This is a genomic window from Micromonospora sp. NPDC049151 (assembly GCF_040648395.1).
Lineage (GTDB): Bacteria > Actinomycetota > Actinomycetes > Mycobacteriales > Micromonosporaceae > Micromonospora.
Genome location: NZ_JBEZDP010000001.1, coordinates 48,405 through 72,645, shown reverse-complemented (window position 1 = coordinate 72,645; position 24,241 = coordinate 48,405). Strand labels below are relative to the sequence as shown.

The following is a 24,241-nucleotide window of genomic DNA, read 5'->3' as shown; positions in this document are numbered from 1 at the left end:
TAGTGACACTTTCCGGCCGCGACACCTGCGGGTAGGTTCGCGTCGTGAGCGTCACGGTGAGCACCGACCCCGGCCACGTCGGCTTCGATCCCGCCCGGCTGGCGCGGATCGACGAGCACTTCGCCCGGTACGTCGACGACGGCCGCCTCGCCGGCTGGCAGATCGTCGTCACCCGCCGGGGCGAGGTCGCCCACTCCTCGACGTACGGGCTGCGGGACCGGGAGGCAGGTACGCCGGTCGAGGCGGACACGCTGTGGCGCATCTACTCGATGACCAAACCGATCACCTCGGTCGCCGCGATGATGCTCTGGGAGGAGGGCCGGTTCGAGCTGAACGACCCGATCAGCCACTGGCTGCCGGAGTTCGCCGACGTCCGCGTCTACGACCGGGGTTCGGTGCTCAAGCCGTACACCGTGCCGGCGGTCGAGCCGATCCGGATCTGGCACCTGCTCACCCACACCGCCGGCCTGACGTACGGCTTCGCCCAGGTCTCGGTGGTCGACGGCCTCTACCGGGCGGCGGGCTTCGACCTGGGCGTGCCGCCGGGCGCGGACCTGGCCGCCGCCTCGGCCGGGCTGGCCCGGCTGCCGCTGCTGTTCCAGCCCGGCACCAGCTGGAACTACGGCGTCTCCACAGACGTGCTGGGCCGCCTGGTCGAGGTGATCTCCGGGCAGTCACTGGAGGCGTTCTTCGCCGAGCGGATCCTGGGCCCGCTGGGCATGACCGACACCCGCTGGTGGGTGGACGCGGCGGACGCGAAGCGCCTGGCCGCCCTGTACGCCCCGCACCCGGCCACCGGCCAGGCGGTACGCGCCGACGGGGTGGGCCGGGCCGCGCTGGCGGAGCCGACGTGGCACTCCGGCGGCGGCGGGCTGGTCTCCACGGCGGCCGACTACCACCGGTTCACCCAGTTCCTGCTGCGTGGCGGCGAGCTGGACGGGGTCCGCCTGCTCGGTCCCCGCACGGTGCGCTTCATGACCCGCAACCACCTGCCCGGCGACCGGGACCTGGCCTCGTTCTCCCCGGACGGCTTCGCCGAGACGATCCTCGACGGGATCGGCTTCGGGCTGGGCTTCGCCGTCGTGCTCGACCCGGTGCCGTCGCGGGTGCCGAGCAGTGTCGGCGAGTTCTACTGGGGTGGCCTGGCCAGCACCGCGTTCTGGGTGGACCCGGTGGAGGAGGTCACGGCACTGCTGTTCACCCAGCTGATGCCGTCCAGCACGTACCCGCTGCGCAGCCAGTTGCGCCAGCTCGTCTACTCGGCGATCGTCGACTGAGCCGGTTCGGCGGAACGCCCCGCCGCCCGCCGGTGGGCTGCCTAGCCTGTGAGGCATGAGCGACATCGTCGTGTTCGGCGCCGGTGGGACGGCGGGATCGCGGATCGCGGCCGAGGCGGTCGAGCGGGGGCACCGGGTCACAGCGGCGGTGCGGCGTCCGGAGGCGGTCGGCTATCTACCACCCGGCGTACGCACGGTGACCGGCGACGCCACCTCGGCGCGGAGCGTACGCGAACTGGCGCAGGACGCGGACGTGCTGGTGGTGGCCATCGGCGGCGGCGAGCGGGAGCTGTGGCGCGACGCCGCGCGGACGCTGGTCGACACGCTGCGGGAGCTGCCCGATCCGCCCCGGGTGATCCACGTCGGCGGCGGTTCGACGCTGCTCACCCCGAAGGGCACCCGCTACCTGGACGAGCCGGACTTCCCGGAGGAGTACCGGGACTCGGCGCACGGCCAGGCCGACGCGCTGGAGTTCTACCGCTCCAGCGCGGACGGGGTCACCTGGACGTACGTCTCCCCGCCGCCGCTGGAGTTCCACCCGGGCGAGCGGACCGGGCACTACCGGACCGGTACCGACCAGCCGGTGACCGACGCGCAGGGCCGGTCGGTGCTCACCTACGAGGACCTGGCGGTGGCGATCGTCGACGAGATCGAGAATCCGCGGTTCGGCAACGCCCGGTTCACTGTCGCGTACTGAGTCAGCCGGCCAGCCGGGCCGGGAAGCCGCCGGTGGCGATCGGACCCCAGGACTCGATGGTGACCCGGATCAGCGACTTGCCCTGCGCGACCATCGCCGACCGGTACTCGTCCCAGTCCGGGTGCTCACCGGAGATGCTGCGGAAGTACTCGACCAGCGGCTCCAGCGCCTCGGGCAGGTCGAGCACCTCGGCCACGCCGTCGACCTGCACCCACGGGCCGTTCCAGTCGTCGGAGAGCACGCACGCGGACACGCGCGGATCGCGGCGGATGTTCGTCACCTTGGCCCGCTCCGGATAGGTGGAGATCACCAGCCGGCCCTCGGCGTCCACCCCGCAGGACACCGGGGAGGACTGCGGGCGGCCGTCGGAGCGGGTGGTCATGAGCACGACCTGGTGCCGGGGGCGGAGGAACTCGATCAGGGCGTCCCGGTCGACCCGGGTGTTCTTCGCGATGCTGCGTGCCATGCCTCGGTTCTACCAGCCCGGTCGATGGTCCTCAGCGCGGACGGCCGGCGGCCCGCTGTGCGGTGACCTGTTCCGGCACGCGCGGGCGGGCCGCCGGCCGCCAGGCACGGCCGTTGGCGTAGATGACCCGGAAACCGAGGTACGCGGCGAGCGGCGCCCAGTGCGCCGAGCGCATCCGCACCTCGGCGGCGTTGTGCCGCTGCCCATTCGCGAGCACGTCGAGCAGCACCGTCTCGAAGGCGGCCGACTCGACCCAGTCCACCTCGCGGGTGAAGCCGCAGATCAGCGCCGCGCCGGTGATGTCGAGGAACTCGCGCAGCGTGGCGTCGGAGGCGCGCAGCACCGAGCAGCTGCCGAAGTAGAGGCGTCGGCCCTCGCAGCGGCCGGCCATCCGCTCGGCCACGTCGGACAGCTCGACCGAGTCCCAGTCGGTGAGGCAGAGCCGGCTCGGCTCGCCGTGCATGGCGAAGAAGCCCACCCGGTGGTCCGCGTACTGCTTGAGCAGCCAGCGGTCGACGAAGTAGAACAGCTCGTCGCGGGTGGCCGCGTCCTTGTGGATGTAGCGGATCCGGCCGAGCCGTTCGAGCAGGTCGAGCGTGGGCAGGACGGACCCTCGCTCGTTGAGGTCGCGGTGCCACTGCCCCTCGACGCAGAACACGCCGCCACGCGCCAACGCCCACCTCCCGCCCGTCGAGGTCGCCGCCCGGGTCCGGGAGCAGACGTTACCGCTCACCTCCGACGGGCGACACCCGGCAGCGCGTTCGCAAACGGGCACTATTCACAGCTGATACTCAGCAAGCGCCTGATGTGAGAACAATTTCGGCTAATCACCACGAAGAGTCCTCGCACCTGTCACGGTGAGAGAGACGGGACGTACCGGTCGATGTGCCCGTCGGACCCCAGTTCCGCTCTGACATCGGGAGGACTCTGTGCGCGTCAACACCCTGAAGCGGGCGGCGGTCGCGTTCGCGCTGGCCCTGCCCGGGGCCGCCGTGGCGACCGTCGTGGCCGCGCCACCGGCCCACGCCGACGGCTGCTACACCTGGAACCGCACCCTGTCGCAGGGACGCTCCGGCTCCGACGTGCGGCAGCTCCAGATCCGGGTGGCCGGCTGGGCCGGGTACGCCGGCGTCGTCCGGGTCGACGGCATCTACGGCCCGGAGACCGCAGCCGCGGTCAAGCGCTTCCAGGCCGCGTACGGGCTGCGCGCCGACGGCGTGGCCGGGCCGCAGACGTTTGCCAAGATCTACGACCTGCAGAAGGACAGCGACTGCACGCCGAAGCACTTCAGCTACGCCGAGCTGGACAACGGCTGCGGCAAGGGTGGGTGGGCCGGCGGCCCGCTCTCCTCGGCGGCCACCAAGGAGAACGCGCTGCGCACCATGTGGAAGCTGGAGGCGCTGCGCCGCAGCCTCGGCGACAAGCCGATCTACGTGACCAGCGGGTTCCGCAGCATCGCCTGCAACCGGCAGGTCGGCGGGGCCACGGACAGCCAGCACCTCTACGGCAACGCGGCCGACCTGATCGCCAAGCACCGCAGCCTCTGCGAGATCGCCCGGTCGGCCCGCGACCAGGGCTTCAGCGGCATCTACGGGCCCGGCTACCCGGACCACGACGACCACACGCACGTGGACTCGCGGCGGGAGAACAACCGGGACAAGGTGGCTAACACCAGGGACTGGGCCGCCCCGGACTGCGGGGTCGAGTGACGCGGTGACGGCGGCCCGGCACGGGGGTGGGGGCTCCCCGGCCGGGCCGCCGTCGGCATGCTCCGGCGCGATCGACGCCACTCCGCGACGGGGCGTGGACGCGACCGGAACGGGACGCCGGGCGTCAGCTCACCCGGACCTGCGGGCCTGGGGTGGGCCCGCCCGGCACCGGGCGAGGGGCCGGCGTCAGCTCGCCCGGGACCAGGCGAGGGCTCGGGGTCAGCTCGCCCGGGGCCAGCGAGGGCGGGCGGCGGGTGCGGGCCGCCCGGCGACGGGCCGCAGACCGGGCCGCACCGGCGGCACGGCGCCCCGGGGGACCGGACCGCGGGCCACCTGGCCGGGCGTACGGGCGGCCTGACGCGGCCCGGTCAGCACGAACGGGAAGGGCACGTGCACGAACGGGTTGCCGTGCCGGATCAGCGCGTCGATCTGCCGGTCGTTGAGACCGTGAGTCTCCAGCACGCGCCGGCCCCAGCGATGCAACCGGCAGGGGAACGACGACCCGTCGTTGCGGCACTTCGGCCCCGCGGGCCACTCCTCGGCGGCGTGCACCACCACCGCCCGGACCGCGAGGCGGACGTCCTCAGGGGTCAACGGCGCCGGTACCGGCACCTCGCCCAGGATCTGGTCGATGGGATCCGTCGACTGCTCACCAACTCGCACGGCAGGCCTCCCGCAGCTCGGCAGCGATACGGCGGAACGGCCGCACCACATCCTCGACCACTGGTACGGCCCGGAAACGGCAGTAGTTCAATCCCGCCACGCGGCGAGCAGTTCGGCCGGCCCGAGCGCGGTGACGCCGTCTACCGCACGGCCACTGCGCACCACCGCGACGAGCGGCGTGTGGTCGTCGGCACCCGGCAGCTGGGCGCGGTGGTGGAGCAGCCGGGCCAGGTCGTGGGCGTCGAACGCGCCGTTCTCCAGCCATTTGACCAAACCCACGAACGTGATCCGCTTGGCCACCGGGCTCCGGTCACCGCCGACCAGGTCGATCTCGGGATCGTTGGTACGCGTCCAGTACCCGCCCACCTCCCCCGTCCCGGACGGCAGGTGCCCCGGCGGCAGCCGGCGCAGCGACTCCCGGATCACCGGCTCGACCGCACGTCCCCGCCAGGAGGTCCAGGACGAGTGGATGCGGGCGAGCGTCAGATCCCCTCTGCCGCGCTCGATCTCGGCGAGGTGCGGATCGAGGAAGGCGAGCCAGAAGCGGAGGTACGGGTCGACGACCGTGTAGCGGGTCTCGCGCGACGGACGGGTGGACAGCGGGAGGGTGGCGTCCACGACCCGCTTGTCTGTCAGCAGCCGGAGCGCGCGGTGCAGCGAAGCCTGCGGGATCCCGCCGGCGGCCCGCGCGATGGAGGAGGAGGTGCGCTCCCCCGAGCCGATGGCGCGCAGCACCACGCCCGGTTGGGACCGCGGCGGGAACTCGGCGGCGAGGGCCCGTTCCCCGCTGACGAGCAGCGCGGAGGTGGGGTCCGGGACGGCCTGGGCGAGGTAGTCGCGCACGGTCTCGCCGGGGGCCCAGTCGTCGAGGACGAGCGGTAGGCCGCCGGTGACGAGGTACGCGTCGATGGCATCGGCCGGCGGCAGCTGGAGCATCTCGGCCACGTCGCCGGGGCTCAGGGGCGGCACGACCATCTCGGTCGCGCGTTGGTGGAACGGCCGGCCGTAGTCGTTGAGCGCCTCCATCATCGCCAGGTCGGAGCCGACGCAGATCAGCAGGACCGGCCGGCGGGACAACTCCCTGTCGAAGACCTTCTGGAGGGTGCCCTCGAAACCCGGGTCGGTGGCGATGAGGTAGGGCATCTCGTCGAGCACGACGACGCTGGGCTGGTCCGCGGGCAGCGCGGCGGCGAGGAGGGCGAGAGCCGCGTCCCAGGTAGCGGGCGCCTGCGCCGTGAAGAGCGCCGCGCCGGGGAGCGTTGAGCCGGCCGCCGCCTCGACGAAGAGGCGCAGGTCTGCGGCCACCGTGGGTTGCGCCGAGGCGGTGAAGAAGAGGTGCGGTACGTCAGCGCGCTCGACGAACTCCTCCACGAGCCGGGACTTGCCCACCCGGCGGCGCCCTCGCATGAGCACCGCCCGCCCCGGCCGCCCCGCCCGGCCGCCGCGTTCGACGCGCGCCAGCATGCCGTCGAGCCGGTCCAGCTCCCGCGTCCTGCCGACGAAACCGGCCACGTCATCACCTCACGCCATCATCGCCGATACTCTCACTCTTGATAGTATCGCTAATGAGAGCTTCTGGCGTCAGACCAGGCCGGCGTCCTGGACCAGCAGGGCCACCTGCACGCGGTTGTTCAGGTCGAGCTTCGTCAGCAGCCGCGACACGTACGCCTTCACCGTCGCCACACTCATGAACAGCTCGGCGGAGATCTCCGCGTTGGTCCGGCCCCGGCCGAGCAGCACCGCGACCTCCCGCTCCCGCTCGGATAGCCCGTCGAGCAGCCGTACCGCCCGCTCCCGTTTCGGGTCCGGGCCGGACACCGGCGCGGCGCCCGTGACGTGCGCGATGAGTTTGCGGGTCACCGCCGGGGACAGCGTCGCCTCCCCCGCCGCGACCCGGCGTACCGCCGCCACGATGTCGGCCGGCGGGGTGTCCTTGAGCAGGAAGCCGCTCGCCCCGGCGCGCAGCGCCCGCAGCACCTGCTCGTCGGCGTCGAAGGTGGTGAGCACCAGCACCTCGGGCGGATCGGCGGTGGCACGCAGCGCCTCGGTGGCGGCCAGGCCGTCGACCCGGGGCATGCGGATGTCCATCAGCACCACGTCCGGGGCGTACGCGGCGACGGCGGCCGGCACCTCGGCTCCGTCGGCGGCCTCGCCGACCACACTCAGGTCGGGCACCCCGCCGAGGATCATCGACAGCGCACCACGCACCAGCGGGTCGTCGTCGACGATCAGCACCCGGACCGGGGCGCTCACTGAGCCGCCGCCCAGGGCAGCCACGCGGTCAGCCGGAACGTGCCGTCGGCGTCGCGCCCGTGTTCCAGGCGGCCACCGGCGAGCGTGACCCGTTCGGCGATCCCGACCAGCCCGGTGCCGGCGCCCGGGATAGCGGTGGCGGGCGCACCGACGGGCCACGGGTTGACGATCTCCACCGCCAGCCCGTCCCCCGGACCACCGGCCAGCCGGACCGTCACCACCGCGCCCGGTGCGTGCTTGCGGGCGTTTGTCAGCCCCTCCTGCACGATCCGGTACGCGCTGCGCCCGATCGCCGCCGGCACCGTCTCCGGCCCGGCCACCTCGTCGACCACGCCGACCCGTACCCCGGCGTCGCGGCTCTCGGCGACCAGCGCCGGCACGTCGGCAAGCGTGGGCTGCGGCCGTTCCGGTGTGGCCTCGGAGCCCACCTCGGCCCGGAGCACGCCGATCACCTCGCGCAGGTCCTGGAGCGCGGCGTGCGCGCTGGCCCGGATCACACCGGCCGCCCGCGCCACCTCCTCCGGCGGCGCGTCCGGCCGGAACTCCAGCGCGCCCGCGTGCAGGCTGAGCAGGGAGATCCGGTGCGCGAGCACGTCGTGCATCTCCCTGGCGATCCGGCCGCGTTCGAGCCGCCGGGCCTGGTCGAGCCGGAGTTGCTGCTCGGCCTCGGCCCGCTCGGCGCGGTCGCGCAGGGACAGCACCAGCTGGCGGCGGGCCCTGACGAACAGGGCCCACGCCACCACCACGCCGATGAACAGCGCGGTCCAGATCACGGAACCCCAGAACGGCATCGTCGGATCGGGCCGCACGGCGAGGTAGACAGGCAGGCTCAGCACGTTCCAGGCCGCCAGGGCCAGGCCCACCGGCAGCGGCCGGTGCACGAGCACGGTGAACGTGATGACGAGCAACGCGAGGCCGGAGGTGACCGAGAAGAACACGAGCGGCGCGGTGGCCAGCGCCAGCCCGATCGGCCAGCGGCGGCGCAGCCAGAGCGCGCCGCTGACGAGCAGGCCGATGAGCAGGTCGACCTCCACCAGCCAGGCCGGACCGGCGTTGAGGCCGAACTCCGGAGTGGCGCTGGTGACGTCGCCGTGCGCGATCAGCACCCAGAGCAGCGAGGCCACGAACACCATGCCGTCCACGAACCAGTCCCGCGGCGTCCGCCGGGCCCGGGCGGGCACCAGGGAGCCCGGCAGGAGCCAGGGATGATCGGGTACGGCGGCGCTTGTCACCCGTCCATGCTAGGAAGCCGCCCGGACCCGCTACCAGCTACCAAAGTCGACGTCTGCGGTGAACCGAGGTCGACGGCGGCGCCGACCGCCGGCCGCAGCGCGTGACCGGGTGGCCCCGGCAGGCTCGACGGCATGATCGAAGTCGACCAGCTCAGCAAGCGGTACGGCCCGCACACCGCCGTCGAGGACGTCACGTTCCGGTGCGAACCGGGCTCGGTGACCGGTTTCCTGGGCCCGAACGGCGCCGGGAAGTCCACCACCATGCGGATGATCTGCGGGATGACGCCGCCCACCTCGGGTGCCGCCACCGTCGCCGGCCGCGCCTACCGCGACCTGCCCAACCCGGGGCGGGAGATCGGCGTGCTGCTCGACGCGTCGGCGCAGCACGCCGGGCGCACCGGGCGGGAGACGCTCACGCTCGCCGCCCGCACCATGGGCGTGGAGCGGGGTCGGGTGGCGGACGTACTCGACCGGGTCGGGCTGAACGACACCGCCGCCCGGCGCCGCGTCGGCGCGTACTCCCTGGGGATGCGGCAGCGGCTCGGCCTGGCGCTGGCGCTGCTGGGCGACCCCCGGGTCCTGATCCTGGACGAGCCGGCAAACGGCCTCGACCCGGAGGGGATCTTCTGGATGCGCGGCCTGCTGCGCGACTTCGCCGACCGGGGCGGCACGGTGCTGCTCTCCTCGCACCTGCTGCGCGAGGTGGAGGCGGTGGCCGACCGGCTGGTGGTGATCGGCGGCGGCCGGGTGGTCGCCCAGGGCGGCAAGGACGAGCTGCTCGCCGGTGCCGGCACGCTGGTGCGCGCCCGCGACCCGCACGCGCTGCGCCTGACGCTGGACCGGGCCGCGCTGCCCGCGTCCCCCGGCACCGACGGCGGCTTCGTCGTCCGGGCCGAGCCGGGCGTGGTCGGTCAGGCAGCGGCCGACGCCGGGCTGGTCCTCACCGAGCTGCGCCCGGCCGGCAGCGGCGGCCTGGAACAACTCTTCCTCACCCTCACCGCCGGCGCGTCGACCAAGGAGGCCGTCCGATGACCACCACAGCCGTTCCGACCGCACCGGCGCGGCACGAGCCGGCCACCGGTGGCCCCTCGCTGGCCCGGCTGACCGGCGTGGAGCTGCGCAAGCTCGCCGACACCCGGGCCGGACGCTGGCTGCTCATCACCATCGGCCTGATCGCCGCGGCGATCGTGGTGGTGCAACTGTTCGTCCTCGACGGGGCGGATCAGACGTTCACCGCCTTCTTCACCCCGTCGCTGCTGCCGGTCGGCCTGCTGCTGCCGGTGCTCGGCATCCTGTCCATCACCGGCGAGTGGTCGCAGCGCACCGCGCTCACCACGTTCGCGCTGGTGCCCCGCCGGGAGCGGGTGGTCGTCGCCAAGCTCGTCGCGGTGGTGCTCGCCGCGCTCGCCTCGGTGCTCGTCAGCCTGGCGGTCGCCGCCGTCGGCACGCTCGCCGCCCGCGCCACCGGCGGGGCGGGGGCCTGGACGTTCGACTGGCTACTGCTGCCGCACGCGGCCGTCTTCCAGGTCGCGAGCGTGCTGATGGGCGCCGCCTTCGGCCTGCTGCTGCTGAACACGCCGCTGGCGATCGTCGCCTACCTGCTGCTGCCGACCGTGTGGAGCCTGCTCGCCGCGATGATCTCCGCGCTGCGTGAGCCGGCCCGCTGGCTGGACACCTCCTACACCATGGAGCCGCTGCTCGGTGCCGAGATGACCGGCGGGCAGTGGGGCCGGCTCGGCGTCTCGCTGGCCGTCTGGGTGGTCCTGCCGCTGACCGCGGGTCTGGTCCGCACGCTGCGCCGGGAGGTGTCGTGACGGTGACGGCCCGAGGGCTCGGTGAGGACGTCGTGGTCGACGGCGGACGCGGTGAGCTGGTGCTGATGTGGGCGGGATTCCCGCTGGTCGGGGCGGGGCTGGGCGCCGGGCTGACCGCGCTGTCCGGCTGGATCGCCGGGCTGCCCTGGTTCCCGTTCCAGGGCCTGTTCGAGCTGCTCGCCCGGTGGCCGGACGAGCGGGCGTACCCGATCGGGGCCGGGGTGGGCCTGCTCGGCGGCCTGTTCCTGGCGGTGGTGGCGGTCCGCGAGCGGCTGACCGTCACGGTCGGGCACCGGACGGTACGGCTGCACCGAGACGGGCACGACCGGGACGTGGCCCGCGCCGACGTGGCCGGCGTGTTCGTCGACGGAAAGACGCTGGTGCTGCTGGACACCGCCGGCGGCGAGCTGGCCCGGGAGAAGTCCGACCTGGACGCCGAGCGGTTGCGCGCGGCGTTCACCCGGCAGGGCTGGCCGTGGACCGGTCAGGACCCGCACCGGGACGCGTACCGGCGGTGGGTCGAAGGGCTGCCCGACCTGCCGCCGGGCGCGGACGCCCTGCTGCGTGCCCGGCAGCGGGCGCTCGACGGCGGCCACGACGCCGAGACCCGGGAGCTGCACGGGGAGCTGGCCCGGCTCGGCGTCGTGGTCCGCGACGAGGGCAAACGGCAGTACTGGCGGCTGGTCGCCGGCCCGCCGCCGGGGTGAGAGCGGCCGTCGCGCTGCGATCTTCGCGCCGAGGATTTACGTTCGTCCATGGCGGGGTCACGGCTCGTCGGCCGCGATGGCCCCGGGCGGTACGACGCGGGCGACGGGGAGGGGCCGGCAATGGCCGTGGCACAGGGCATCTTCCGGCGCAAGCCGGTCGAGCAGATCGCCGACGAGACCGACGAGGGCCTCTCCCGCGAACTGGGGTTGTGGCAGCTCACCGCGATCGGCGTCGGCGGGATCATCGGCGCGGGCATCTTCGCGCTGGCCGGGGCGGTGGCGAACGAGACCGCCGGCCCGGCCGTGCTGGTGTCGTTCCTGATCGCCGGCCTGGCCAGCGCCGCCGCCGCGCTGTCGTACGCGGAGTTCGCCGGCATGATCCCGAAGGCCGGGTCGGCCTACACCTACGGGTACGCGGTGCTCGGTGAGGCGGTCGGCTGGTTCATCGGCTGGGACCTGCTGCTGGAGTACACGGCCATCGTCGCGGTGGTGGCGATCGGCATCTCCGGCTACTTCGGCTTCCTGGTCAACGAGCTGGGCGCGGATCTGCCGGCCTAGATGCTCGGCGCGCCCGGCACCGGCGACGGGCACCGCGTCGACCTGTTCGCGGTGGTGCTCTGCCTGCTCATCGCGTTCCTGCTGACCCGGGGCATCAAGGCCGCCGCGCGGTTCGAGACGTTCGTGGTCGGGCTCAAGGTCGCTGTCGTGCTGCTGGTGATCGTGGTCGGCTTCTTCCACGTGAAGACCGCCAACTACTCGCCGTTCTTCCCGTTCGGGGTCGGCGGCGCGATCACCGGCGCGGCCACCGTCTTCTTCGCCGTCTTCGGGTACGACGCGATGAGCACCGCCGCCGAGGAGTCGCGCGACGCCCGCCGGCACATGCCCAAGGCGATCATCTGGTCACTTGTCATCTCGATGGTGCTGTACGTGCTGGCCACGCTGGTGCTCACCGGCATGCAGAACTACCGGGACATCGACCCGGAGAGCGGCTTCTCCTCCGCGTTCGCCGCGGTGGGGCTCTCCGGGCTCGCCAGCGTGATCGCGGTCGGGGCGATCATCGGCATCCTCACCGTGATGTTCACGTTCATGCTCGGCGTGACCCGGGTGTGGTTCTCGATGAGCCGGGACGGACTGCTGCCCGGCTGGTTCGCCAAGGTCCACCCGGTACGTCGGGTGCCGACCCGGGTCACCTGGATCGTCGGGGTCGGCTCGGCGCTCATCGCCGGTTTCCTGCCGATCCGGCAGGCCGCCGAGCTGACCAACATCGGCATCCTGCTCGCGTTCGTGGTGGTGTGCGTGGCGGTGATCGTGCTGCGCTACCGCCGCCCGGACGCGCCGCGGACGTTCCGGCTCCCCGGCATGCCCGTGGTGCCGGCGATCGGCGTGATCTTCTCGATCTGGCTGATCACGTTCCTCGACCCGGTGACGTGGCTGCGGTTCGGCGCCTGGTTCCTGCTCGGCGCGGTCGTCTACGCCCTGTACGGCTACCGCCGGTCGGCGCTGGCCCGGCGCGACGGGGACAGCGGCACGCCCCGCTGACCGCGCGGCCCCGGGCTCAGGCGGCGATCACCACCACTGCCAGCGCGGCGAAGGCGGCGGACAGCGCCGCGCCCGTCCAGCGCCGCCACCGTGGCGTCCCGGCCACGAGCGGCAACCCGCGCCAGCGCTGCGCGGCGGGCACCACGGCGGCCCCGGCGAGCGCCACGCCGAGCGGCCAGACCCAGCCCGGCACCACCGACCAGTCGCCGAGCCGGTGGCCGAGGCCGAGCGAGACCACCGCCCAGACAGCGTCGGAGAGCACCGTCACCCGGTCCGTCCCGCGTCGCGCGGTGCTCCAGAGGGAGAGCCCGCCGAGGAACGTGAACGCCAGCGCGAGCGCGGCGCCGATCCACCCGTCCAGGCCCGTCGACTCCTCCGCCGCGTCACCGCGGACGCCCAGCAGCCGCAGGCCGATCGGATCCACGTCGCGGGTGGTGTTGCCGAGCACCACCACGCCCCGGTCGGCCGCCCGGTCGAAGCCCAGGTAGGCCCGGAAGCCGCCGGTGCCCCCGTTGTGCCAGACGATCTCCCGGTCGCCGTGACGGCTGGTGAACCAGCCGTACCCGATCCGGCGATCGTCCCCGGCGTCGAAGCGGGGCGTGGCGGCGTCGGCGCCGGGGGCCGTGCCGGCGAGCATCGCGGCGGTGAGCCGGGCCAGGTCCTCGGCGGTGGACCAGATCCCGACACCGGCCGGGGCGTACCCCGCGCCTAGCCACGGGTCGACGGGCCGGTCGGCGGCGGTGGCGCCCTCGGCCCGCCCGGCCGGGAGGTCGTCGGCGCCGGTGGCGGCGACGGTGGCGGTCATGCCCAGGGGATCCAGCACCTCGCGCCGGATCAGTTCCGGATAGTCGACTGCGGCCCGGGCCGCAAGCGCCTGGCCGAGCAGCGCCGCGCCGAAGTTCGAGTAGGACACGGTGCCACGGTCGTCGGGCTCGGTACCCCTGGCGGCGGTGACGATCCGCTGCACGTCGTAGCCGGCGTACGCGTTCCCGGCGGTGGACGTCGCCCACCACGTGCGGACCATGGCGCCCGCGGAGTCGAGTGCCAGCCGGGGTAGCCCGGCCCGGTGACTGGCCAGTTCGGCGAGGGTGACCGCACCGGCCGGGCCGGTCACGTCCGGCAGCACGTCGGCCAGCCGGTCGTCGGGACCGACCGCGCCGGACGCGACCTGCCGGGCCAGGAGCATGCCGGTGAGCGGCTTGGCGATCGAACCGATCTCGAACGGGGTGCCCGGTTCGACGGCCGACCCGCCGGGAGCTCGGTTGCCGAGGCCCGCGACGCGGACCCGGTCGCCCTCGATCACCGCCACCGCGAGGCCGCGCAGGTTCTCGGGGTCGTCGACGGCGGCGCGGACGGTCGCGGCCAGTTCCGCGTCGCCGGTCCGCTCCGGGCCGAGGTGCGGGGGCCCGGGCATGAGGACCGCCGCCGCGGCTGCCGCGACGAGTCCGGCGGCGGCGAGAACGATCGGGGTACGCATGGTGCTGCCTTCCGTCGGGGTGGATGGCCGGGTCAGCGGCGGGCCGCGGTGAGGATGGCCAGCAGCGGCACCACCCGCTCGGGCGGTATGTCGTAGCGCCCGCGAGCGCCGCTGCGCAGCCAGCCCGCGGCGGCGAGTTGCCGCAGGTGGTGGTGGAGCTGGCCGGTGGTGCCGATCCCGTCGAGTTCGGCCAGTGCGGCGGTGCCGTGCCGGCCGCCGAGGATCTCCCGCAGCAGCCGCAGTCGCACCGGATGCGCCAGCGCCGTGAGCGTGCCGGCCAGTGCCGCCCAGTCGGCGTCGAGCAGGTCGTCGACCGTGGCGCCGTACTGCCAGTCGTAGTGCCGGTCGGTGGTGCGGACGGTGCCGGTGTAGAGCACCGCCCCGGTGCCGTCGGCGGGGATCCGCCGCTTCAGGCCGCCGAGCGCCCAGAAGACGTCCTCCGGTGTGACCTCGGTCTCCGGCCTGCCCCCGGCCCGGTCGCCGGCCAGCCGGGCCACCTGTGCCTCCAGGGCCGCGAGCCGCTCCTCCACGCTTGCCATGGCCACCAAAATACGGAAGTACGTACTTACGTGCAAGCGAACAAACGCGCCGAGCTGCCGGTGTCACTACTTCTGCTGGCGCGTTTCTGGCATCAGGACGAACTGTTCGGGCATGTTCTCCGTACACACGTGTGGTTCGTGACGTCTACCTCGGAGGCATGGTGTCCGCACTTCGAACTGATCCACTCGCGGGGGCGATTCTCCAGGTCGGCGTACTCGCGGCCCTGGCCGGCACTGTCGGCCTGAGCGCGTACGGCTGGCTGGCCGGTCTACTCTTCGGGGTGGTGATGGTCGCGGCGCTCGGACACGGGCTGCGCCGCTCGGGCGCGGACCGGCTCGGGCCGGCCGACTGGGTGACGCTCACCCGGGCGACGCTCACCGGCGGGGTGGCGGCGCTGACCGTCGACTCGTTCCGCGGGCCGATCGCGGTCCCCCTCCTGGTCACGCTGGCCGCCGTGGCGCTCTCCCTGGACTGGGTCGACGGGCAGGTGGCCCGGCGTACCGGCACGGTGAGCGCGCTTGGCGCCCGGTTCGACATGGAGGTCGACTCCTTCCTCGTCCTGGTCCTCTGCGGGTACGTCGCCGACCAGGTGGGCGCCGGGGTGCTGGTGATCGGCGCGATGCGGTACGTCTTCGTCGCCGCCGGCTGGGCGCTGCCGTGGATGCGCGGCTCGCTGCCGCCGCGCTACTGGCGCAAGGTGGTCGCCGCAACGCAGGGCATCGCGCTGGCGGTGGTCGCGGCGGGCGTACTGCCCCGGCCGCTGGCGGTGGCGGTACTCCTCGGCGCGCTCGCGATGCTCGTCGAGTCGTTCGGCCGCGACGTCGCCTGGTTGTGGCGGCACCGCGTACCGTCGCGGCGGCGCCCGGTGGCGCTCCCGGCCGCGCCGGTCTCCCCCGCGCCCGCCGGTCACCACTCCGAGTGGACGCCGGACGTGCGGATCGCGCGCCAGCCCGCCGAGGCCGGCGGGAGGCGCCGGTGACCGACCTGTCCCGCCCGGCGGACGGCGACGACGCCCCGGACGCCGCCGCGACCGGCAACAATGAGGCCGGCACCACGACCGACGACGCTCCGACGCCCGGCCGGCGGCGTGCCCGGCGGCTGGTCGCCGTGACTGTCACCGCGCTGGCCGCCGCGCTCGTGCTGGTGGCACTCGTCGCGCCGAGCGACGCCAACGAGTTCAGTCCCGGCGCGTTCCTGCGCATCCCGGTGGAAGGGCTGATCGCCGTCGCCCTGCTGCTGGTCCTGCCGGCACGTCCGCGCCGGGTGGTGGCCACGGCGCTCGGCGTGCTGCTCGGCCTGGTCCTCGTCCTGAAGGTCACCGACCTCGGGTTCTCCCTGGTCCTGGACCGCAGCTTCGACCTGATCGCCGACTGGACGTTCCTCGGCGCGGGCGCGGAGTTCCTGTCCGAGTCGTACGGTCGCGCCGCCGAGGTGGGCGCGGTGGCGCTGGCGGTGGTCGCGGTGCTCGCCGTACCGCTGCTGGTGACGCTGTCGGTGCGGCGGCTGACCCGGGTCGTGGTCGCGAACCGGACGGTGACCGCCCGCGCGACCACCGCGTTCGCCGCCGCCTGGGTGGTCTGCGCCGTGCTCGGCGCGCAGATCGTGCCCGGCGTCCCGGTCGCCGCCGACACGGTCGCGGCCGGTCTCTACGACCGGGCCCGGCAGGTGCGGGCGGGCCTCAACGACCAGGAGAGGCTCAACACGCAGCTCGCCGGTGACCCGTTCCAGAACGTGCCGGGCGAGCAGTTGCTGACCGCGTTGCGCGGCAAGGACGTGCTGTTCACGTTCGTGGAGAGCTACGGCCGGGTCGCGCTGGAGGACCCGGACCTCGCGCCGGAGGTGGACGCCGTCCTCGACGAGGGGACCCGGCAGTTGCGCGCGGGCGGCTACGGCAGTCGCAGCGCGTTCCTCACCTCGTCCACCACCGGCGGCGGGAGCTGGCTGGCGCACGCCACGCTGATGAGCGGCATCCGGGCGGACAACCAGTTGCGCTACACCAACCTGGTCCGCAGCGACCACCTGACCCTCAACGGCGCGTTCAAGCGCGCCGGCTGGCGGACCACGCTGGTCATGCCGGCGCTCACCCGGGCCTGGCCGGAGGCCGAGTTCTTCTCCCCCGACCAGGTGTACGGCGTGAAGGAACTCGGCTACCGGGGACCGCTGTTCAGCTTCTCCTCCCCGCCGGACCAGTACACGCTGTCGACGTTCCAGCGCCGCGAGCGCGGACCGGGGCACGCCCCGGTGATGGCCGAGATCCCGCTGCTGTCGAGCCACATCCCGTGGACGCCGGTACCGCCGCTCGTCGACTGGGACGACGTCGGCGACGGCTCGGTCTACAAGGGGACGGCGCGCGCCGACCGCTCGGCGGAGGGCACCCGGGAGGCGTACCGGCAGGCGGTGGTCTACACGCTGCGCACGCTCATCTCCTACGTGCAGCGGTACGGCGACGAAAACCTGGTCCTGGTGTTCCTCGGCGACCACCAGCCGGCCCGGGCGGTCACCGGGGAAGGCGCCGGCAAGGACGTGCCGATCACGATCGTGGCGAAGGACCCGGCCGTGCTCGACCGCGTCGCCGGGTGGGGCTGGCAGGACGGCCTCAACCCCGACCCGCAGGCCCCGGTCTGGCCGATGGAGTCGTTCCGCGACCGGTTCCTGCACGCGTTCGGACCGAAGTCCACCACTCACAGTTAGGGATGTCGTGACGATGCTCGCGCGGGCCTGGGGGATCACCCGTTCCCTGGCCGTCTACCACGGTCAGCCGGCCAAGCACCGGCGTGCCCGGCAGCTCTACGGGCAGTTCCTCTCCCCCGGCGACCTGGCCTTCGACATCGGCGCCCACGTCGGCGGCCGGGTACGCACCTGGCGCCGGCTGGGCGCACGCGTGGTAGCGGTCGAGCCGCAGCCGGACTGCCTGCGGGTGCTGCGCCTGGGCTTCGGCCGGGACGCCGACGTGATCATCGAGCCGACGGCTGTCGGTGCCCGGTCCGGGAGCGCGCGGCTGGAGCTGTCGAGCGCGACGCCGACGGTGTCCACCATGTCGTCGTCGTGGATCGAGTCGGTCACCGCCGATCCGAGCTTCGCCGGGGTCCGCTGGGACCGGTCCATCGAGGTGCCGGTGGTGACGCTGGACGACCTGATCGCGCGGCACGGCGTACCGGCGTTCTGCAAGGTCGACGTCGAGGGCTTCGAGGTCGACGTGCTGGCCGGGCTGAGTCGTCCGGTGCGCGGGCTGTCCTTCGAGTACCTGCCGCCCGCGCACGACTCCGCGCTTGCCGTGTTGGACCTGGTGGAACGGCTGGGCGCGACGGCTGGCGGCTACCGCTACAACTACTCGCCGGTGGAGACCATGCGGTTCGCGAGCGACCGGTGGCTGGACGCGGCCGGGCTGGTACGCCTGCTGGAGACGTACCGCCCGGCCGGTCGCTCCGGCGACGTCTACGCCCGGCTGGCGGCCTCCTGAGCGGCGCCGTCAGAACCGGTACGCGGTGTGGTACTCGGGCACCAGCACGCGGCTGCGCGGCGAGACCCGGCGCACCTCGGCGACGAGGGCGTCGAGGCGTTCCCGGTCGCTGTCGGCGACAGTCGGCGGGTTGGTCAGCGGCGTCTCGAAGTTGTCCCAGTGCACCGGCACCACGACCTTCGGACGGCCCAGCGCGGTCATCAGCCGGGGCACGTAGTCGGCGGTCGCCGTGGTGGCGGCGGAGGCGACCATCGCGACGTCCGGGGCGAGCCCGCTCAGCTTGCGCTCGTCGAAGTCGCTGGCGCCCATGAAGAACACGGACGGGCCGCCGTCGATCCGGATCTGGTACGCCAGCGTGTCACCCTCGGGCAGGTCGGCGATCGTCTCCGGACGGGGCGGCGGGCTGACCCGTACCCCGGGGAACGCCATCGACCAGGTGGGATTCCGGCTGTGCAGCGAGCCGACCACCTCCACCGTGTACCCGTCGAAGTCGAGCACCTCCCCGCCCTTGACCGGGGCCAGCTGCCCGGTCGGCAGCCCGTAGGCCAGGCCGAGGTGATACGCGGTGAGCGTGCCGAAGACCCGGGCACCGGTCCGGGCGGCGATGTGCGGCACGTCGTTGAAGTGGTCCCAGTGGGTGTGGGTGACGAGGATGTTCTCGGCCCGGTCGGCGAGCCGGTCGACCACGTCGGCGGCCACTGTCAGCTGGGTGTCGGGGTTGAACGGCTTCCGGAACAGCCCGGTGTCGTACCGGCTCAGGTACGGATCGACGAGCACCGTCCGGTCCCCGATGTCGATCCGCCAACCGGAGGTGCCCCACCAGCGGAAGCTCACCGCGCCGCCGCGTCGCGTACCGCCGGCGGCGCGGCTCGGCGCGGTGACGGGGCTCGGCCCGGCGGCTCGGGCCGGGGTGCCGGCGACGAGTCCGGCGGTGGTGACGGCGGCGGCGCCGACCGCCGTGTCGCGTAGCAGTCGACGGCGGGCGTAGCCGGACGGCCGGTTCTCGGGCATGTGTCGTCCTCCCCGTTCGGGATCGGTGATCGGTAGGCCCAGCCCACCACCCCGCAGTCCCCGATGTCCAAGATCGACGAGCGCAACGACCGATATCCAGACCGATATCACCGCAGGTCAGGCCGGTGGTCGACCTGGATCATCGCAATGCTTTGACGGCGGTCCGGGCCGCCTCCCCCATCGCCAGGTCCACGTCGATCCGGCGGGCGGCCAGCCGTTGCGTGCGTACCGCCACCGCGATCGCGTACCTGCGGCCGTCGGGGTACTCCGCGACGCCGGCTTCGAGGTGCAGCCCCGGAAGGGTGCCGGTCTTCCCGGCGACCCGGACCCCGGGTGGGAAGCCGGCGGCCAGCCGGGTCCAGAAGAGCTGCCGGGCCATCAGCTCCCGGACCATGGCGCACGCGGAGGCCGGACCGGCCTCGTCCCGCCACACCAGACGGAGCAGCCGGGTCAGTTCCCGGGCGGTGCTGGAGCTGGTGTGCTCGGGGTCGAAGACCCGCATCGCGCGGATCCGTTCGGGCGGCAGGGTGGGGAAGATCCGCGCGAAGTCCGCCTCGGTGCGCGCGCCCACGTCGGAGAGCATCGTCTCGACGAGTTGCCGGGGGCCGCCGACGATCCGGGTGCGCGGCAGGTCCAGCTCCGCGGCCAGCATCGGCAGCACGTCCGCACCGATCCGGCGCAGGAGCAGGTCGGCCGCCGTGTTGTCACTCACCGACATGGCCAGGTACGCGAGGTCGCGCAGGGAGACCTCCACGTCGTCGGCGCAGCCGGCCACACCCCAGCCGCCGAGCCGGTCGGCGGCACCGACGAGCACCCGTTCGGTCGGGTCGAGCTGGCCGGCGGCCGCCTGCCGGGCGAACTCCAGCACCACCATCACCTTGAAGACGGAGGCGATGACGATCTGCTCGTCGGCGCGCAGCGCCACCTCACCGCCGGCCGGGTCGTCCACGTCCACGACATGCAGGCAACCCCGCAACCCGGCCCGCCCGAAGATCTCCCCGACCCGTTCCGCCACATCCACGCCGACACGGTAACCAGCGGCGGCGCTAGGGTGCCCGGATGGATCTGCTGCGGCACCTGCGGCATTTCGTGGTGGTCGCCCGGGAACTGCACTTCGGCCGGGCCGCCGAGACGCTGGGCATGGCGCAGCCGCCGCTGAGCCAGTCGATCCAGCGGTTGGAGCGGGAGCTGGGCGTCGCCCTGTTCGACAGGTCGCAGCGCCAGGTCGGCCTCACCACCGCCGGCCAGTTGCTGCTCGGCGAGGCCGACGAACTGCTGGCCGGTGAACGCCGGCTGCGTCACGTCGCCGAGCGGGTCCGCCGGGGCGCGCTCGGGGTGCTGCGTGCCGGCGTACCCCCGGAGACCCCGGCCGTGACGTTGCGCGCGCTGCTCGACGCGCTCGCGGCCCGCGCGCCCGGGCTCGCCCTCGACCTGCACGAACTGACGAGCGCCGAGCAGCACCGGATGCTCGCGGACGGGCGGCTGGACGTCGGCCTGCTGCACCATCCGGTCGACGGGGCCGGGCTGCGCTTCGGCGAGCCGGTGGACGTACCGGTGGGTGTGCTGCTGCCCCGGTCCTCGCCGCTGGCCCGGCCTCGGGAGATCGCGCTCGCCGATCTGGCCGGCATGGACCTGGTCACCGCGCCACCGGCCACCGCGCCCGGCTGGCACGAGCATCTGCTGACCGTGTGCCGGCAGCACGGTTTCGCCCCGGCCCGGGTCCGCCCCGCGCGCAACCCGGAGTTCCTGTTCGGCCTGCTCCTGGCCGGTGGCGCGGTCGCCGTCGAGCCCGCGGCGCTGGCCCGCCGGGAACCGCGTGTCGCCTGGCGGCCGATCGCCGGCACGCCGCTGGTCCGGCGGATCTCCGCGGCCTGGCCCATCCGGGCCGCGCACCCGGCCGCGCCGATGTTCGGCAACCTCGCCACCGAGACGCTCGCCACGCCCGACGAACAGGCCGGGCCGGCGCTCCTCACCCCGGCGGCCCGGCCGTGGCCGGTGCTGTTCGAGGCCGGCCGGGACGAAAAGTTGGCCCGGTGACCTCCCGCAGTTCACCGCGATCCGGCTAACATCGCTGATCATGGATATGAAGCGCGTCACCCGCTCGCGACCCGGGCGGTTGGTCGCGGCGGTCGTGCTCGCCGTCGCGGTCGCGATCCCGCTCGGCGTGACCGGCTCCGCGTCAGCCGCGACGGCCCTCACCGTGGCGCAGGCGCTCGCCGCCCAGGACGGCCGGACGGCCACCGTCACCGGCTACGTCATCGGCCAGCCCACCGCCACGAACACGGTGCTCACCTCCGGCTTCACCGCGGACACCGCGATCGCCATCGCCGACCAGGCCGGCGAGACCGGCACCGGCCGGATGCTGTACGTGCAGGTGACGGCCGCCTGGCGGAGCACCTTCGGGCTGCTCACCAACCCGTCGCTGCGCGGGCGGCAGGTGACCGCGACCGGCGCGCTCACCGCGTACTTCAGCCACGGCGGGCTGAAGAACCCGACCTCGATGAGCCTCGGCGGCGGTGCCACGCCGACCCCGACCCCCACCGCGACCCCGGCGCCGACCGGCACGCCGGACGCGTACTACGCGAGCGCGGCCGGCAAGACCGGGCCGGCGCTGCGCACCGCGCTGCACGGCATCATCAGGGTGCAGACGAAGCTCAGCTACGACCAGGTGTGGGACGCGCTCAAGGACACCGACCAGGATCCGGCCAACCCGGCCAACGTGGTCCTGCTCTACAGCGGACGCTCGCAGAGCAAGACCAGCAACGGCGGCGGTGTGAACGACTGGAACCGGGAACACGTCTGGGCCAAGTCGCACGGCGACTTCGGCACCGCCACCGGCCCCGGCACCGACGTGCACCACCTGCGGCCGGAGGACGTGTCGGTCAACTCGCTGCGCGGCAACAAGGACTTCGACTCAGGCGGCGGCACGGTGGCCGAGGCGCCCGGCTGCTACACCGACGCCGACTCGTTCGAGCCGCGCGACGCGGTGAAGGGCGACGTGGCCCGCATGATCCTCTACATGGCGATCCGGTACGAGGGCGACGACGGCTGGCCGGACCTGGAACCGAACGACTCGGTCTCGAACGGATCCGCGCCCCGGCTCGGGCGGCTGTCGAAGCTGCTGGCCTGGAACGACCAGGATCCGCCGGACGCCTTCGAACAGCGCCGCAACCAGCGCATCTACGAGCGCTGGCAGGGCAACCGCAATCCGTTCGTCGACCACCCGGAGTGGGCGCGGGCGATCTGGGCTTGACGCCCGTCCCCGACGTGAGGAAGCGTGGCGAGCGGGTAGAGACATCCGGTTGGCACGGCCGGGGGCTGTCGCACGGACGCGCCCCCGGGCACCACACGATCGGAGATGAGGCTCTCATGGCCCCCAACGGCATTCCGGACATCCCGCTCAACGATGGCAACACCATCCCGCAGCTCGGCTTCGGCGTGTTCCAGATCGACCCGAAGGACACCGCCCGCGCTGTCGGCACCGCGCTGGATGTCGGCTACCGGCACGTCGACACCGCCCAGATGTACGGCAACGAGGCCGAGGTGGGCCAGGCGATCCGCGCCGCCGGGCTGGACCGGGGCGAGGTCTTCGTCACCAGCAAGCTGAACAACGGCTTCCACCGTCCGGACGACGCCCGCAAGGCGTTCGAGCAGTCGCTGCGGGAGCTGAAGTTCGACTACCTCGACCTGTTCCTGATCCACTGGCCGCTGCCCACGCGCTACGACGGCGACTTCGTCTCCACCTGGAAGGTGCTGGAGGAGCTGCGCGACGCGGGCACGGTCCGCTCGATCGGCGTGTCCAACTTCCAGGTCGCGCACCTGGAACGGCTGGCCGCCAAGGCGGACGTGGTGCCGGCGGTCAACCAGATCGAGGCGCACCCCTTCCTCGGCAACGAGGAGGTGCGGGCGTACGACAAGGCCCACGGCATCCTCACCGAGGCGTGGTCCCCGATCGCGCAGGGCCGGGTGCTCGACGACCCGACAGTGATCGACGTGGCCGAGCAGGTCGGCCGGACCCCGGCCCAGGTGGTGCTGCGCTGGCACGTGCAGCGCGGCGACATCGTCTTCCCGAAGTCGACCACGCCCAAGCGCATCGAGGAGAACTTCGCGATCTTCGACTTCACCCTCGACGACACCGCGATGGAGCGGCTCACCTCGCTGGACCGGGGCGAGGCCGGCCGGACGGGCCCGAACCCGGACGAGTTCGACTACATCCCGAGCTGAGCACCGTACGTGACGGAGGGGCCCCGGGCGACCGGGGCCCCTCCGTCTGCCGTCGTCGCGCTGTTGACTTCGCGCGCGCTCGAAGGGGCAGGGTGACCGGCAACGCTCCGACGGGGAGGAAGACATCCATGCGCTACCGCACCATCGGCACCGACCCGGCCACCCGCCGCGAGGTCAGTGTGCTCAGTCTCGGCGCGATGCTGTTCGGCACCGCGACCGACGAGGCCACCTCGTTCGCCATCCTCGACCGGTACGTCGAGGCGGGCGGCACCTTCATCGACACCTCGGACAACTACGCCTTCTGGCAGAACGGGGGCCAGGGTGGCGAGAGCGAGGAACTGCTCGGCCGCTGGCGGCGCAGCCGCGGGATCGGCGGCGAGGTGGTCATCGCCACGAAGCTGGGCGCCCGTCCGCTCGCGCCCGGCACCAGCTACGTGGACAACCCCGAAGGGCTGTCGGCCAAGGTGATCCGCGAGTCCGCCGAGCGCAGCCGGGAGCGGCTCGGCGGCGAGCGGATCGACCTGCTCTACGCCCACATCGAGGACCGGACGATCCCGGTGCGGGAGACCGTGGAGGGCTTCGCCGAACTGGTCGGCGAGGGCACCGTCGGGTTGCTGGGCGCCAGCAACCACCGCGCCTGGCGGGTCGAACGGGCCCGGGCCCTCGCCGCCGCGGCCGGCCTGCCCGGGTACGAGGTGCTCCAGTACCACCGCAGCTATCTGCCCCGGCGCCTGGACGTGCCGAGCGAGCTGGACCCGGACGGCGACGTCGGCTGGGTCGGCCCCGACCTGCTCAGCTACCTGCGTACCGAGCCGCAGCTCGCGCTGGTCGCGTACTCGCCGCTGCTGAAGGGCGCGTACGTGCGGCCGGAGCGGCTCGGCGAGGAGTACGTGCTGCCCGCCACCCCGGCCCGGCTGGCGGCGCTGCGGGTGGTGGCCGGCGAGACCGGCGCCACCGTCAACCAGGTGGTGCTGGCCTGGCTGATGGGCGGGGACCAGCCGTCCATCCCACTCGTCGGCTTCTCCTCGGTGGCGCAGTTGGAGGAGAGCCTTGCCGCTGTCGACCTGGAACTGACCGCCGAGCAGCGGACCCGGCTGGACTCGGCCCGCTGACCGGCGCCGGGCCGGGTGGCCGACGCGCCACCCGCCCGGCGTGGCCGCGCCACCGCCAGA

Annotated in this window: 23 protein-coding genes and 1 pseudogene; 14 read left to right on the top strand and 10 right to left on the bottom strand. The window is 73.5% G+C overall.

Translation table 11 applies throughout. From position 1 onward, the window contains the following. Positions 1–44: 44 nt before the first annotated feature. Positions 45–1,277 carry a serine hydrolase domain-containing protein gene (locus AB0B20_RS00370; protein ID WP_357466889.1) on the top strand — a complete coding sequence of 411 codons (1,233 nt, stop codon included), beginning with the start codon at positions 45–47 and terminating at the stop codon, positions 1,275–1,277. Positions 1,278–1,332: 55 nt separating this feature from the next. Then, complete coding sequence (locus tag AB0B20_RS00365) at positions 1,333–1,974, top strand: NAD(P)H-binding protein (RefSeq protein WP_184682566.1); 642 nt, start codon at positions 1,333–1,335, stop codon at positions 1,972–1,974. 1 nt (position 1,975) lies between these two features. Here AB0B20_RS00365 and AB0B20_RS00360 read toward each other — a convergent pair whose 3' ends face one another. Both AB0B20_RS00360 and AB0B20_RS00355 read right to left on the bottom strand, forming a co-directional pair. Beyond that, positions 1,976–2,440, bottom strand: a complete 465-nt coding sequence (locus AB0B20_RS00360; protein WP_357385999.1) for a PPOX class F420-dependent oxidoreductase — start codon at positions 2,438–2,440, stop codon at positions 1,976–1,978. Positions 2,441–2,471: 31 nt separating this feature from the next. Next, complete coding sequence (locus AB0B20_RS00355) at positions 2,472–3,113, bottom strand: hypothetical protein (protein ID WP_357386001.1); 642 nt, start codon at positions 3,111–3,113, stop codon at positions 2,472–2,474. A gap of 256 nt (positions 3,114–3,369) precedes the next feature. On the opposite strand from AB0B20_RS00355, the gene AB0B20_RS00350 reads away from it, so the two are divergent. After that, on the top strand, positions 3,370–4,149 hold the full coding sequence (locus tag AB0B20_RS00350; protein WP_357386003.1) for a D-Ala-D-Ala carboxypeptidase family metallohydrolase: 780 nt from the start codon (positions 3,370–3,372) through the stop codon (positions 4,147–4,149). Positions 4,150–4,368: 219 nt separating this feature from the next. On the opposite strand, the gene AB0B20_RS00345 is transcribed toward AB0B20_RS00350, so the two are convergent. The 4 genes from AB0B20_RS00345 to AB0B20_RS00330 all read right to left on the bottom strand — a co-directional run bounded on the left by AB0B20_RS00345 (position 4,369) and on the right by AB0B20_RS00330 (position 8,297). Then, the gene (locus AB0B20_RS00345) at positions 4,369–4,812 is read right to left on the bottom strand and encodes a hypothetical protein (RefSeq protein ID WP_357466884.1); all 444 of its coding nucleotides are present in this window, start codon (positions 4,810–4,812) and stop codon (positions 4,369–4,371) included. 87 nt (positions 4,813–4,899) lie between these two features. After that, positions 4,900–6,324: a DUF234 domain-containing protein gene (locus AB0B20_RS00340; RefSeq protein ID WP_357386006.1), complete on the bottom strand. Its 1,425-nt coding sequence runs from the start codon at positions 6,322–6,324 to the stop codon at positions 4,900–4,902. 69 nt (positions 6,325–6,393) lie between these two features. Beyond that, the gene (locus AB0B20_RS00335) at positions 6,394–7,089 is read right to left on the bottom strand and encodes a response regulator transcription factor (protein ID WP_357386008.1); all 696 of its coding nucleotides are present in this window, start codon (positions 7,087–7,089) and stop codon (positions 6,394–6,396) included. After that, positions 7,062–8,297 (bottom strand): histidine kinase, encoded by a 1,236-nt coding sequence (locus tag AB0B20_RS00330; RefSeq protein WP_357386010.1) that lies wholly within the window; start codon positions 8,295–8,297, stop codon positions 7,062–7,064. The genes AB0B20_RS00335 and AB0B20_RS00330 overlap by 28 nt, the downstream gene beginning before the upstream one ends. A gap of 132 nt (positions 8,298–8,429) precedes the next feature. Between AB0B20_RS00330 and AB0B20_RS00325 the strand changes: the two genes are divergently transcribed. The 4 genes and pseudogenes from AB0B20_RS00325 to AB0B20_RS00310 all read left to right on the top strand — a co-directional run bounded on the left by AB0B20_RS00325 (position 8,430) and on the right by AB0B20_RS00310 (position 12,357). Next, positions 8,430–9,329 carry an ATP-binding cassette domain-containing protein gene (locus AB0B20_RS00325; RefSeq protein ID WP_357386012.1) on the top strand — a complete coding sequence of 300 codons (900 nt, stop codon included), beginning with the start codon at positions 8,430–8,432 and terminating at the stop codon, positions 9,327–9,329. Continuing rightward, the gene (locus AB0B20_RS00320; RefSeq protein ID WP_357386014.1) at positions 9,326–10,111 is read left to right on the top strand and encodes an ABC transporter permease; all 786 of its coding nucleotides are present in this window, start codon (positions 9,326–9,328) and stop codon (positions 10,109–10,111) included. The genes AB0B20_RS00325 and AB0B20_RS00320 overlap by 4 nt, the downstream gene beginning before the upstream one ends. Beyond that, on the top strand, positions 10,108–10,818 hold the full coding sequence (locus tag AB0B20_RS00315) for a hypothetical protein (protein WP_357466880.1): 711 nt from the start codon (positions 10,108–10,110) through the stop codon (positions 10,816–10,818). The genes AB0B20_RS00320 and AB0B20_RS00315 overlap by 4 nt, the downstream gene beginning before the upstream one ends. A gap of 48 nt (positions 10,819–10,866) precedes the next feature. Next, positions 10,867–12,357: pseudogene (locus tag AB0B20_RS00310) on the top strand (amino acid permease). Positions 12,358–12,373: 16 nt separating this feature from the next. On the opposite strand, the gene AB0B20_RS00305 reads toward AB0B20_RS00310, so the two are convergent. Further along, entirely contained in the window at positions 12,374–13,834 is a 1,461-nt protein-coding gene (locus tag AB0B20_RS00305; RefSeq protein WP_357386022.1) for a serine hydrolase domain-containing protein, read from the bottom strand. A 32-nt stretch (positions 13,835–13,866) separates the two neighbouring features. Further along, on the bottom strand, positions 13,867–14,373 hold the full coding sequence (locus AB0B20_RS00300) for an ArsR family transcriptional regulator (protein ID WP_357386024.1): 507 nt from the start codon (positions 14,371–14,373) through the stop codon (positions 13,867–13,869). Positions 14,374–14,531: 158 nt separating this feature from the next. Between AB0B20_RS00300 and AB0B20_RS00295 the strand changes: the two genes are divergently transcribed. The 3 genes from AB0B20_RS00295 to AB0B20_RS00285 are packed head-to-tail and all read left to right on the top strand — an operon-like array spanning position 14,532 to position 17,834. Next, entirely contained in the window at positions 14,532–15,353 is an 822-nt protein-coding gene (locus AB0B20_RS00295) for a CDP-alcohol phosphatidyltransferase family protein (RefSeq protein WP_357386026.1), read from the top strand. After that, entirely contained in the window at positions 15,350–17,065 is a 1,716-nt protein-coding gene (locus AB0B20_RS00290; protein ID WP_357386028.1) for a sulfatase, read from the top strand. The genes AB0B20_RS00295 and AB0B20_RS00290 overlap by 4 nt, the downstream gene beginning before the upstream one ends. 13 nt (positions 17,066–17,078) lie before the next feature. Next, positions 17,079–17,834 (top strand): FkbM family methyltransferase, encoded by a 756-nt coding sequence (locus AB0B20_RS00285; RefSeq protein WP_357386139.1) that lies wholly within the window; start codon positions 17,079–17,081, stop codon positions 17,832–17,834. A gap of 9 nt (positions 17,835–17,843) precedes the next feature. Here the strand turns inward: AB0B20_RS00285 and AB0B20_RS00280 are convergent, their stop codons facing one another. Both AB0B20_RS00280 and AB0B20_RS00275 read right to left on the bottom strand, forming a co-directional pair. After that, positions 17,844–18,845 (bottom strand): MBL fold metallo-hydrolase, encoded by a 1,002-nt coding sequence (locus AB0B20_RS00280; RefSeq protein ID WP_357466876.1) that lies wholly within the window; start codon positions 18,843–18,845, stop codon positions 17,844–17,846. A gap of 139 nt (positions 18,846–18,984) precedes the next feature. Beyond that, a complete protein-coding gene (locus AB0B20_RS00275; protein WP_357466872.1) occupies positions 18,985–19,866 on the bottom strand; it encodes a serine hydrolase in 882 nt (293 codons plus the stop codon). A 38-nt stretch (positions 19,867–19,904) separates the two neighbouring features. On the opposite strand from AB0B20_RS00275, the gene AB0B20_RS00270 reads away from it, so the two are divergent. The 4 genes from AB0B20_RS00270 to AB0B20_RS00255 all read left to right on the top strand — a co-directional run bounded on the left by AB0B20_RS00270 (position 19,905) and on the right by AB0B20_RS00255 (position 24,181). Beyond that, entirely contained in the window at positions 19,905–20,882 is a 978-nt protein-coding gene (locus AB0B20_RS00270) for a LysR substrate-binding domain-containing protein (RefSeq protein ID WP_357386034.1), read from the top strand. Positions 20,883–20,922: 40 nt separating this feature from the next. Beyond that, positions 20,923–22,098, top strand: coding sequence for an endonuclease (locus AB0B20_RS00265; protein ID WP_357386036.1), 1,176 nt, complete (start codon positions 20,923–20,925; stop codon positions 22,096–22,098). A 116-nt stretch (positions 22,099–22,214) separates the two neighbouring features. Continuing rightward, on the top strand, positions 22,215–23,069 hold the full coding sequence (locus tag AB0B20_RS00260; RefSeq protein ID WP_357466869.1) for an aldo/keto reductase: 855 nt from the start codon (positions 22,215–22,217) through the stop codon (positions 23,067–23,069). A 128-nt stretch (positions 23,070–23,197) separates the two neighbouring features. Further along, positions 23,198–24,181 (top strand): aldo/keto reductase, encoded by a 984-nt coding sequence (locus AB0B20_RS00255; RefSeq protein ID WP_357466864.1) that lies wholly within the window; start codon positions 23,198–23,200, stop codon positions 24,179–24,181. Positions 24,182–24,241: the final 60 nt, after the last annotated feature.